This window comes from Nocardiopsis lucentensis DSM 44048 (assembly GCF_000341125.1).
Classification (GTDB): Bacteria; Actinomycetota; Actinomycetes; order Streptosporangiales; family Streptosporangiaceae; genus Nocardiopsis; species Nocardiopsis lucentensis.
Window position 1 is genome coordinate 1 of the sequence record NZ_ANBC01000420.1, and the last position, 10,756, is coordinate 10,756.

13 protein-coding genes are annotated in these 10,756 nt (G+C 71.3%); 4 read left to right on the forward strand and 9 right to left on the reverse strand.

Annotated features, from left to right (window positions below):
• Nucleotides 1–11 precede the first annotated feature (11 nt).
• Nucleotides 12–1,748, reverse strand: coding sequence for an ABC transporter ATP-binding protein (locus D471_RS0114730; RefSeq protein ID WP_017599319.1), 1,737 nt, complete (start codon nucleotides 1,746–1,748; stop codon nucleotides 12–14).
• A gap of 186 nt (nucleotides 1,749–1,934) precedes the next feature.
• On the opposite strand from D471_RS0114730, the gene D471_RS0114735 reads away from it, so the two are divergent.
• The gene (locus D471_RS0114735) at nucleotides 1,935–2,822 is read left to right on the forward strand and encodes a CPBP family intramembrane glutamic endopeptidase (protein WP_026127740.1); all 888 of its coding nucleotides are present in this window, start codon (nucleotides 1,935–1,937) and stop codon (nucleotides 2,820–2,822) included.
• Nucleotides 2,823–2,857: 35 nt separating this feature from the next.
• Here the strand turns inward: D471_RS0114735 and D471_RS0114740 are convergent, their stop codons facing one another.
• Entirely contained in the window at nucleotides 2,858–3,289 is a 432-nt protein-coding gene (locus D471_RS0114740) for an NUDIX hydrolase (protein ID WP_040689745.1), read from the reverse strand.
• A 135-nt stretch (nucleotides 3,290–3,424) separates the two neighbouring features.
• Between D471_RS0114740 and D471_RS0114745 the strand changes: the two genes are divergently transcribed.
• A complete protein-coding gene (locus tag D471_RS0114745; protein ID WP_017599322.1) occupies nucleotides 3,425–4,492 on the forward strand; it encodes a zeta toxin family protein in 1,068 nt (355 codons plus the stop codon).
• 113 nt (nucleotides 4,493–4,605) lie between these two features.
• Nucleotides 4,606–5,157: a CAP family protein gene (locus tag D471_RS37665; protein ID WP_206538945.1), complete on the forward strand. Its 552-nt coding sequence runs from the start codon at nucleotides 4,606–4,608 to the stop codon at nucleotides 5,155–5,157.
• Between the two features lie 47 nt (nucleotides 5,158–5,204).
• Here D471_RS37665 and D471_RS0114755 read toward each other — a convergent pair whose 3' ends face one another.
• Together D471_RS0114755 and D471_RS0114760 are read right to left on the reverse strand one after the other, a co-directional pair.
• On the reverse strand, nucleotides 5,205–5,486 hold the full coding sequence (locus D471_RS0114755) for a peptidylprolyl isomerase (RefSeq protein ID WP_017599324.1): 282 nt from the start codon (nucleotides 5,484–5,486) through the stop codon (nucleotides 5,205–5,207).
• A gap of 114 nt (nucleotides 5,487–5,600) precedes the next feature.
• Complete coding sequence (locus D471_RS0114760; RefSeq protein ID WP_017599325.1) at nucleotides 5,601–6,593, reverse strand: R2-like ligand-binding oxidase; 993 nt, start codon at nucleotides 6,591–6,593, stop codon at nucleotides 5,601–5,603.
• A 226-nt stretch (nucleotides 6,594–6,819) separates the two neighbouring features.
• Between D471_RS0114760 and D471_RS0114765 the strand changes: the two genes are divergently transcribed.
• Nucleotides 6,820–7,056: a hypothetical protein gene (locus D471_RS0114765; RefSeq protein WP_017599326.1), complete on the forward strand. Its 237-nt coding sequence runs from the start codon at nucleotides 6,820–6,822 to the stop codon at nucleotides 7,054–7,056.
• An 88-nt stretch (nucleotides 7,057–7,144) separates the two neighbouring features.
• On the opposite strand, the gene D471_RS0114770 is transcribed toward D471_RS0114765, so the two are convergent.
• The 5 genes from D471_RS0114770 to D471_RS38430 form a co-directional block, all read right to left on the reverse strand.
• Nucleotides 7,145–8,791, reverse strand: coding sequence for a DNA repair helicase XPB (locus D471_RS0114770; protein ID WP_026127741.1), 1,647 nt, complete (start codon nucleotides 8,789–8,791; stop codon nucleotides 7,145–7,147).
• Between the two features lie 171 nt (nucleotides 8,792–8,962).
• The gene (locus tag D471_RS41320; protein ID WP_017599328.1) at nucleotides 8,963–9,442 is read right to left on the reverse strand and encodes a hypothetical protein; all 480 of its coding nucleotides are present in this window, start codon (nucleotides 9,440–9,442) and stop codon (nucleotides 8,963–8,965) included.
• A 47-nt stretch (nucleotides 9,443–9,489) separates the two neighbouring features.
• Nucleotides 9,490–9,762: a hypothetical protein gene (locus D471_RS0114780; protein WP_017599329.1), complete on the reverse strand. Its 273-nt coding sequence runs from the start codon at nucleotides 9,760–9,762 to the stop codon at nucleotides 9,490–9,492.
• Between the two features lie 274 nt (nucleotides 9,763–10,036).
• Nucleotides 10,037–10,471, reverse strand: a complete 435-nt coding sequence (locus D471_RS0114785) for a hypothetical protein (protein WP_017599330.1) — start codon at nucleotides 10,469–10,471, stop codon at nucleotides 10,037–10,039.
• A 104-nt stretch (nucleotides 10,472–10,575) separates the two neighbouring features.
• Nucleotides 10,576–10,756 (reverse strand): WYL domain-containing protein (locus D471_RS38430; protein ID WP_026127742.1); only part of this gene is annotated, 181 nt, incomplete at its 5' end.

Below are 10,756 nucleotides of genomic sequence, written 5' to 3' on the forward strand. Positions count from 1 at the left end.
CGCGGTCCGGGTCATGGGATCTCCTCCGTGGCGACCTCACGCAGTACGGTGGCGGCGTACTCGGGTACGTTCGCGAGCAGTTCCGCGTGCGTCCCCTGGGCGAACGTCCGTCCCTCCCGGACGAAGAGCACGTGGTCGGTGTGGGCCAGCAGCAGGGGGCTGGTGGTGAACAGGGCGGTCGTCCGGCCGGTCCGTTCCGCGGGGAGCTTCTCCGCGATGGCGGCCTCCGAGTGGGCGTCCACGGCCGAGGCCGGTTCGACGAGGACGAGGATCTCCGGGTCCAGCCCCAGCGCCCGCGCGAGCCGGAGCCGCTGCTGCTGGCCGCCGGAGTACTCGCGTCCGCGCTCGGTGAGCACGGTGTCCAGCCCCCGAGACGACTGGTGCACGACGTCGTCGGCGTGCGCGGCGTCGACCACCCGTGCCAGCCGCTCGTCGGACAGCCCGCCGTCCGGGGACAGCTCGTCCCGAAGCCTCCCGGAGAGCAGGTGGGCGTCGTTGGTCGCGACCAGCACGCGGTCGCGCACCGTGCGACGGGGCAGGTCCCGCAGGCGTACCGCGCGGCCGGTGGAGCGCTCGACCAGCTCCGCGCCCTCCTCCTCGCGGTAGCGGCCGAGGCGTTCGGCGATCACCGTCGCGTCGGAGGGGTCGGCGCACACGACACCGGTCGTCCGCTCCGCCGTGACCGTCACCCCGCTGACCGGGTCGCGCAGGTCGCACGGTGCCTCCGGTGCCCGGGCCGGGGCCACCGGGTCGGGGTGGTCGTGTTCCAGGGACAGAACGCCGACGACCCGGCGGGCGGCCACTCGCGCGGAGACGTAGAAGGACGCGGTGAAGGTCAGATGGCGCACGGCCGTGCTCAGGACGGTGGTGTAGCCGTAGAAGGCGACCAGTTGGCCGACGGTGAGTTCACCCGTGAGGGCCAACCGGGCCCCGTACCAGACGATCCCCGCCAGCAGCAGCCCCGGCAGCAGCTCCCGGACGGCCTGGAGGGTCGCGTCGGTCCACCCGACCCGCACCCCGGCCGCGCGGACCCGCTGGGACTCGTCCCGGTACCGGTGGTCGAGGGTGCGCTCCCCGCCCACACCGCGCAGGACGCGCAGGCCCGCCACCAGGTCGCCGGCGATCGTGGTCAGCTCGGCCTGGCGGTCGCGCTGGTGCTGCTCACGCCGCGAGAGCATACCCAGCAGCGGCACCGTCGAGAGCATGATCAACGGCACCGCCACCAGGACGACCAGTCCGAACGTGACGTGTGAGGTCAGCATCAGGGTGCTGGCCACCCCGATGGAGACGACCGCTCCCGGCAGCAGGGCGCTCATCTCGTAGAAGTCGCCGATCCGGTCGATGTCGTCCGTGCCGACCGCCACCACCTCACCGGAGGGCAGCCGCCGGGTGAGCGTGGGGCCCAGGTCGACCGAACGGCCGGTCACCGACTGCACGGTGCGGTAGGCCGACGCGTACCAGTTGAACGCCTGGGCGCGGTGGAGGAAGTGGAGGAGGGCGACGGAGGTCAGGATGAGGGCGGTGAGGACCCCGGACCAGAACAGGAGCGCCGTCGTGTCCCCGTCGGTGAGACCGGAGTCGATCGCCGCGCCGATCGCCGCCGAGAGGAGGACGCCGCAGGTGGTGAACGCGCCCATGACCAGGGAGGCCCACGTCAGGGTGCTCCACTGGCGTCGGGCGAGCCAGAGGAGGAAACGGTCGGCGGACCGGTGGTCGGGGACCCCCGGGGGTTCGGGAAACACGCGCACGGTTTCGGACCCTAGCCAGGCTTCTCCCGCGTCGGCCACTGGTTTTTCCCGCCCCCGCCCCCGCCCCCGCCCCGGCCCCGGCGACGGTCGGAGCGCGGGCCACGGAGCCGCCCGTACGAGAGGTCGGGGGTGAGCCAGGGTGATTCCGGATGTCGATGGTCACCGCGGCTTGGGATCGTGGGGGACATGAACGCAATTCACGGATCCGAGCGCGCGACGGCGGGTGTCCGGCCGGAGCGTCCGCCTGTGTTGGTCCGGGTCATCCTGGTGACGGTGGGCGCCCTGCTGGTCTGGCTGTTGATGGGTTGGGTGGACGACACCCTCTTCCCCGCCGAGGAGGTGACGACGGCCAGCCACGTGGTGAACGCGCTGCTCGTCTTCGTGCTGGCGGTGCCCCTGGTGTGGGCGGCGCGCCGCTTCCTCGACCGGCGGCCCTGGGGCGGGCTCGGGCTGACCGGGGTCCGGGAGGGCCGGCGGCCGTTCCTGGTCGGGGCCGCCGCCTGGGCGCTGCCCGGTGCGGCCGGGATCGCGCTGTGCGTCGCGATGGGGTGGGCGTCCGTCACGGCCGCCGTGCCCTGGACCGAGCTGCTGCCCGGGGTCCTGTCGCTGGCGGCGCTGGTCCTGGTGTTCGAGGCGGTGCCGGAGGAGCTGATCTTCCGCGGCTACCTGTACCGGAACCTCAACGCGGCCATGCCCGCCTGGCTCGCGGTCCTGGCGCAGGCCGCGCTGTTCGCGCTGTTCGGCACCGGGCTGTGGGTCATCCTGAACGGGTGGGGCGTGCTCGCGGAGCGGCTGGCGCTCTTCCTCGGCATGGGGATCGTGCTGGGCGGGATCCGCTTGGTCACGGGGAACCTGTGGGCGTGCGTGGGCTTCCACCTGGTGTTCCAGACGGTCGCGCAGACCATGCTGAGCAGCGGCTACGTGGAGGTCCGGGGGGTCGACGCCATCATGTCGACCGGCTTCCTCGCCCCGTTCGTGTTCGGTGTGCCGACCGTGATGCTGCTGTCGCTCACCACCGGCGACTGGGGGCGCCGCGTGCCGGACCCGATCGCCCGCGAGGGCTGTCCGAGCTGACCGGACCGTCCACTCCGAACGGGCGGTCCACCCGCTCAGCGAACGGTGCCCTCCTCGTGCAGGAGCTCCACGAGCCTGCGCACGGCCGGGGCACAGCGCTCGCGCTCGCCGAACCCGATCCACTCCAGACCGGAGATCTCGTTGTCCGCCACGATCTCTCCGTCGTGGTCGGCGGCATAGCAGGTCATCCGCACACGGGTGCCGGGGGCCTGGGCGTGCGCGACCTCGTCGATCACCGCCACCCGGCGGAAGGTTCCCGGACGCAGCTCGACGCTGACCTCCTCCCGGGCCTCCCGGGCCACCGCGGCCTCGTCGCTCTCACCCGGTTCCCGCTTCCCACCCGGGACGTAGAGCAGATCCTTGCCCTCGGACCGGACGCACAGCAGCCGGCCGTCGCGGACGTGGACCCAGGCCAGGGCGTCGATCACGGCGGGTACCCCGGAGGGTGTGGAGGCAGTCGCTGTCATGGTGGCCACTTTAGGCCGGTCCCCGTCCGATGAAACCCCCCACTCCGCGTGACCTGAGGCACTAGCATCCCGGGTGCCGACAGCGGCGACCGACTGATCGGCTCCAGCCTCCGGGGCCAGGGAAGGACGGGCCAGATGACCACCTTCGGCGGAGGGGACGCGACCGCGCCCGACGAGACGGGGCCGGTGCGGCCACTCCTGGCGGACACGTCCAGCGGTGGCGTCCCACCGCAGACCGACACCCACCGCCAAGCGAGGGAACGCGCCTACAACCTGTACAGCGCCGCGATCGGGGCGTGCCTGTCCCGGGGCGACGCGGCGCGGGCCGGGGCACTGCTCATCGAGGAGGCCCGGCTTCCGTTCCTCACGCCCGACCAGCTCGACCGGGTCGGCGCCGAGCTGCCGCCGGTCATCGAGGAGCTGCGCCGCCACCCCGTGCGCGTGCCGGAGGGCGCCACCCCCGAGGATCCGGGCCCCGGTCCGGACTGGGACGAGCTCGAGGTCCTGTTCGACCTCGCGCTGCGTTCCCGCCTCACCGGGACCACCCGGGAACGGCCCCGTGCGCTGCTCATCGGCGGTCAGCCGGGTTCGGGCAAGTCGACGCTCCAACGCCTCCTCCTGCCGGTCCTTCCGGAGGGGACGGTCAGCTACGACGGGGACGACCTACTGCGCCTGGCGCCCGACTACGAGTGGGCGATGACCGCCGACGACCGGGTCGCCTCGCGCACCCTCTCCCGGCAGATCGCGGGCCTGCACCAGCTCGCCATGGAGCACGTGCGCGAGCGGCGGGTGGACGTGGTGTGCAGCCATCCGCTGGGGCGCGCGGACTGGGCGGCGGCATGGGTGGAGGGCTTCCGTTCGGCGGGGTACCGAGTGGAGGTCGCGTTCGTGGCGACGCACAGCAGCAACAGCGCGTTCGGGATCGTCGACCGGCACGAGCGCTCCCGCCGCGACCAGGGTTTCGGCCGGTGGATCACTCCGGAGGACCACGACCGGTTCTACCTGGGGGTGCCCAACAGCATCGAGTTCCTGGAGACGCACCGGCTCGTGGACTCGCTGTTCGTGCTCTCACGGCTCGGTGAGGTGCTCTACGCCAACCACCTCACCGAGGAGGGGGAGTGGCGGGCGGAGCCGTTCGGAAGGATCGCCCTGGAGGCCGAGCGGGGGCGCCGCGAGCTGTGGCACGTGGAGGGGGCGGGCTGACCCCGGTACGCCCGGGCGCCATTTCGGCGAATTTCACAGGATGAGGGTGAAATGGAATTTCTGCGGAATTTTTCCGTGTCGAAATCCGATTCCCGCGAAGATATGATCGTCGGGTGAATGTCATTCGTTTGGGTTTCGTGACCCTGGTGTCCTCCGCCCTTCTGGCCGCGCTCGCCCCCTCCGCGCAGGCGGAGCCCGACGTGGCGGACCCGACGGCCGCTGTCCTCGACCAGGCCAACGGTCACCGTGCCCGCCACTCCGCGCCCCCGCTCGTCGCGGACGCCCGGCTCGCCCAGGGGGCGCAGGCATGGGCGGACCGCGGGGTGCTCGAACACAGTTCCTTCGAGGAGCGGGATCACGCCGGGGAGACCCTGTACAAGCGGATGTCCCCGGATCCGCTGCGTTGTGACGAGCGCGTCCTGCGCCAGGCGGTGGACACCTGGTACTCGGAGATCGACCACTACGACTACAACACGCCGGGCTTTTCATCGAAAACGGGAAATTTCACCCAACTCGTGTGGAAATCCACTGAGCGCGTCGGTGTCGGAATCGCGGCCACGCGTGAGGAGAACGGCTGGCACGGATGCATGGTGGTGGGCCGATTCGATCCGCCGGGAAACTACGTCGGCCGGTTCGAGGAGAACGTGCTGCCGCCGAACTCATAGCGCCGCCCCGGGCCGCGCCGTGACGGCGCGGCCCGGAGCGCGTCGCCTCAGTCCTGGCGGCTGGTGACCTCCAGCAGGTGCATGCCGAACTGGGTCTTCACCGGCCCCTGGAGCACGCCGACGGGGGCGGAGAAGACGACCTTGTCGAACTCGGGGACCATCTGTCCCGGGCCGAACGATCCGAGGTTGCCTCCGTCCCTGGAGGAGGGGCAGGAGGAGTGCTTCCTGGCGACCTCGGCGAAGTCCGCTCCGTTCTCGATCTGCCCCTTCAGCTCCAGAGCCTCCGCCTCGGTGCTGACCAGGATGTGACGTGCGGTAGCCGTAGCCATGTGTGGTGTCCTTTCGGGTTCGTGCCGATGCCGTCTTCGACATCCTAGAACCGCGCAGGTGGTCACCGGTGTAGGGCCGGTCGGCGATACCCGGGGCCGCCCGCCGCCGCGGGATCAGTTCTTCGACCCGACCGAGCGCATCGTCTCCCGGTCCTCCTCGCCGAACCGCTCCTCCAACTGCTCGGGGGAGGCGTCGAGGTCGATCTGGGCGAGCGGCACCCCGCGTGCGGACTCGATCGCGCCCAGACGCCGCAGTGCCCGGTTGCCGGCGTACTCGACCAGCTCGCCCGGCGGCAGCTCGTAGCGCTGGTCGGCGGGATCGTCGGAGGGCGTGTCACCCCGCTTGACCGTGGTCATCACGTGCGGCAGCAGTTCGTCGAGCCGTTCGCGGACCGCCTCCCAGTTGGCGTCGTCGGCGGCGACGTGTCTGCGGCAGGTGAAGGTGCCCCACGCCATGTGGCGGCGCTCGTCGTCTCCGATCCTGCGCACGATCTCCCGCATGCCGGGGAAGATGTCGCGCACGGTGCACAGGTGGTTCCAGGCGTAGTAGCCGGTGAGCGCGAGCGACCCCTCGATGACGTGGTTGTAGGTGACCGACGCCCGCACCTGGTTGCGCGGGCTCGGGTCGTGCAGGAGCGCGTCCAGCGACCCGGGCAGCTCCTCGTAGAACAGCGCGCGGTACCCCGGGTTGGCGTCGACGTACTCGTGCAGGTCCTCGTACACTCCCAGCGCGTCCAGCCACAGCCGGAACGCCTGGACGTGCTTGGCCTCCTCGAAGGCGAACTGGGTCAGGTACATCTCGTCGCCGAGCCGGCCCTCGGCCGCCATCGCGCGGATGAACGGCTGGAGGTCCTCGGTGACCGCCTCCTCACCCGCCACGAAGAACGCGCACAGCCGCAGGACGCGCGTGCGCGCCGCGTCGTCGAGCCGCTTCCAGTCCTCGGCGTCCTGGCTCAGGTCGATGTCGGCGGGGTCCCAGAAGCGGGCGTTGCCCTTGGTGAACAGGCGCAGCGGAAGGGAGTCCCAGTTCAGGCCCCCGCCGCGGAGCGAGTGGAAACCGGTCCTGTGTTCGTTGGCGGCCGTCGACGTGGCTGGGGTGTCGGGCATGGGATGACCTCCAGGGGCGGACTGACCTCATGATTGGACACAGATGACTCTCGTGTAAAGAGAAAACGTGCCATGGGTCACGAAAAAACAGAATCTGGTTCGGTAGGGCTGGTGGGAAGCCGTCCCTCCAGGGGGATACGGTCAACCTCGGCGGCGATCAGGCCCTTGCCGAAACGGTACGGTCGGGGAGTACCGCTCAGACCGACCGCATCGATCGGGGGACGACGTGTTCTGTGGTGATCCCGGCAGCGAGGGTTACACGACCTGCGCGACCCAGACACAGCTGTTCGCGTTGGCCTCCGCCGTCCCCGCGCTCCTCGGGTTGGCTCTGTTCGTCGCCGCCTTCGCCGCGCCGTCCGTTCGGGGCGACCGCCTCCTGCGGACCCGCGCCCTCACCTACTCCCTCATCGCCTGGGGGATCGCCGTGGGCACCTACGTCATGGGCGGCCTGCCGTCGCTGTGACCCGTCGGCCCGGTGGGTCCGGACGGTCCGGACCGCCCGGACCGCCCGGACGATCCGCCGCGCGGTTCCGCCGTGTCCACCGGGCTCCTCAGATCTCGTCCCCCGCGAGCAGGTCGCCCGCGTCCGCGATCCGGTAGGCATACCCCTGCTCGGCGAGGAAGCGCTGCCGGTGCGCCGCGTAGTCCTGGTCGAGGGTGTCCCGCGCGACCACGGCGTAGAAGCGCGCCGCCCGGCCGTCGGTCTTGGGCCGCAGCACCCGGCCGAGCCGCTGCGCCTCCTCCTGCCGGGACCCGAACGACCCCGACACCTGGACGGCCACACCCGCCTCCGGCAGGTCGATCGAGAAGTTGGCGACCTTGGACACCACCAGCGTCCGCAGCTCACCCGAGCGGAAGGCGTCGAACAACCGCTCCCGTTCCTTGTTGCGGGTCTCGCCCTTGATCACGGGGGCGTCCAGCGAATCGCCCAACTCGTCCAACTGGTCGATGTAGGACCCGATCACCAGGACCTGGTCCTCCGCGTGGCGCCGTACGATCTCCCGCACCACCGTCGTCTTGGAATCCGACGAGGCGCAGAACCGGTAGCGGTCCTCCGGCTCGGCGGTCGCGTACGCGAGGCGCTCGGACTCCGACAGGTCCACGCGCACCTCCACACAGTCCGCCGGGGCGATCCAGCCCTGGTTCTCCATGTCCTTCCACGGCGCGTCGTAGCGTTTCGGTCCGATCAGGGAGAACACGTCCCCCTCGCGGCCGTCCTCGCGCACGAGCGTGGCCGTCAGGCCGAGACGGCGCCGCGCCTGGAGATCGGCGGTCATCCGGAAGATCGGCGCGGGCAACAGGTGCACCTCGTCGTAGACCACCAGGCCCCAGTCGCGGGCGTCGAACAGCTCCAGGTGGGTGTACACGCCCTTCCGGCGCGCGGCCATCACCTGGTAGGTCGCGATGGTGACCGGCCGGATCTCCTTGCGCGTGCCCGAGTACTCACCGATCTCGTCCTCGGTCAGCGACGTGCGCCGCAGCAGCTCCGACCGCCATTGGTGCACCGACACCGTGTTCGTGACGAGGATCAGCGTCGTCGCGCCGGTCATCGCCATCGCCGCGGCGCCGACCACGGTCTTGCCCGCGCCGCAGGGAAGCACGACCACCCCGGACCCGCCCGCGTGGAAGCTCTCCGCGGCCTCCTTCTGGTACCCGCGCAGCTCCCACCCGTTTTGGTCGAGGTCGATCCGGTGCGCCTCGCCGTCCACGTATCCGGCCAGGTCCTCGGCGGGCCAGCCGATCTTGAGCAGCGCCTGCTTGAGGTTGCCGCGCTCGCTCGGGTGCACGGCCACCGAGTCCTCGCTCAGCCGCTCGCCGAGCATGCCCTTGAGCTTGCGGGCGCGCACGACCTCCTCCAGCACCGCCCGGTCGGAGGACTCCAGGACCAGACCGTGTGCGGGGTCGCCGGCGAGCCGCAGCCGCCCGTAGCGGTCCATCGTCTCGGCGATGTCCACCAGCAGGGAATGGGGAACGGGGAACCGGGAGAACCGGATCAGGGCGTCGACGACCTGCTCGGCGTCGTGCCCGGCCGCCCGCGCGTTCCACAGCGCCAGCGGGGTGATCCGGTAGGTGTGCACGTGCTCGGGGGCGCGTTCGAGCTCGGCGAAGGGGGCGATGGAGCGGCGGCACTCCTCAGCGGACTCGTGGTCGACTTCGAGGAGGAGCGTCTTGTCGGACTGGACGATCAGGCAGGACACACGAACCTTCTCACTCGTGGGCATGACGGGACTGGAGCCGACGGCTCTCCGTTGAGGGAGGATCCCGCACGGAGTGTCCTCCCGAGGGTGGCGGTGGGAGGGCGGCGTCAGGTGCAACGCGCCCGACCCCCCGATCATGCCCGGCCGGGGTGAAACCCCCGGTCACCGGGGTCACGTCTCGGTGAGGAGCATGACGACGACGAACAGGACGACCAAGGCCACATTGACCCCGTTGGAGATCCAGGCGTAGCGCGTGAAGCGCGTGGCCCGCTCGTGGTCGCGCTGATCGCTGAGGGCGATCGCGGAGAAGACGATCCCGGGGATGGCGAAGACGTTGCAGCAGGTGGACACCATGCCGATGGCCACGACCAGGGAGAGGACCATACTGACCGTGCCGGGCTGTCCTCCGTGCGGCGCCCCGTGGGCCGGCGGAGCGCCGTACGTGGGCGGGGTGCCGTATCCGGGAGGGGGCGGCCCGTATCCGGGCGCGGGGGAGAAGGCCGGGGGCGGGGGAGGGTGACCGTAGCCGGAGGGCTCGCCGTGGCCGGGCGCGGAACCGTAACCCGGCGGTGGGCTGTAGCCGCCCGTGCCGGCGTCGTAGTCGTAGCCTTCCGAACCGGGGGGCTGTTCGTGCTGCCAGTCGTCCTTCATCGACGGGTTCTCCGTTGTCTCGGGGGACGTGTGCGTGGAGGGGCGGCTCAGGAGTAGTAGGCCGTCACGGCCAGGAGGACCAGGACGGGGACGAGGAAGACGACGAACATCGCCACGTAGGCGAGGTTGCAGGCCCACGTGTAGCGGAGGAACCGCTCGACCTCGGCCGTGTCGGGGATCTTCGCCAGGGCGGTGACGCCCAGCCCGATCCCGGGGAGGTTGGTCAGCAGGAGGAAGAACCACAGCCCCAAGGACGCGCCCAGCGCGGGGATCGCCAGGGTGAGGACCGCGACCACCAGGGCGGCGACGGCGCCGCCCACGCGCGGGGGCGGCCCGACGGGCCGGGGGGCCGTCACGGGTCGGGCGGTGGGAGGTGGCGCCGCGGACGGAGGCTGGGCCGGGGGAGGGCCGCCGGCGGCGCCGTTCGCGGGTACGGGGCGTCCGAGAGCGGAGCGCTGCTCCCTCTCCCAGAAGGCCCTGGGGCCACCTCCGCCGATCACAGGCCGTCGCGCTCCCCGGTCGTCCCCCTACACCGCATGTTCCGTCCCTCCCGGTCAGACGCCGCCCGCGGACCCGTGGTTCACCCGTCCGCGATCAGTAGTTCGAGATCGGGACGATACCCCCGATCCACGACCCGGCCTGCGTGAGCGCCACGAAGGTCAACACCATCATGACGAAGAACATCACGCCCGCCGCTCCCAAGCAGTACCAGGAGTAACGCGTGAGGGTCTCCGCCTGATCCGGGCGCCCCCGGTCGCGGGCCTGCCCGGCCCGCACCGCGAACACGATCCCGGCGACCCCGAAGAGCCAGTTCGCGCAGCACAGGAACGTGACCGCGTGCAGGATCAGGGCCATCGTGGAGCTGTTGGCGCCACCCGTTCCCGGGGCCGGCCGGTCGTCCCGGACCTCGCGGCCGGTGTCGTGGCGGTCGGCGGACTCGGGCCCGCGCGTCGCCTCGCGGCGGTGCTCACCGTCACGTCCGTGGTCGCGGGGGGACGATGCCCCGGGGGGCAGCGATGCGTTGCTCATGAGGTTGTCTCTCACCGTCGGCGGGTCGACCAACGGCACCACAGTAGCCCGCGTGCCGCGGATGTGGCCCACATGCGTGGCACACACGCGCGGTGATCGCGCCGTCAGTCCACCGCCCGCTCCAGTTCGGCGACGGCGGTGATCCGGTGAATCGCGAACCGGTGCACGGCCGCGCGCGTCGTGTCGTAGGCGGTCAGGAAACCACCGTCGACCCCCGACGGTTCGACGATCCGGCTCACCTGGCGGCCGTCGGTGTCGGTGTAGCCGATCCACACCCGCCGCTCC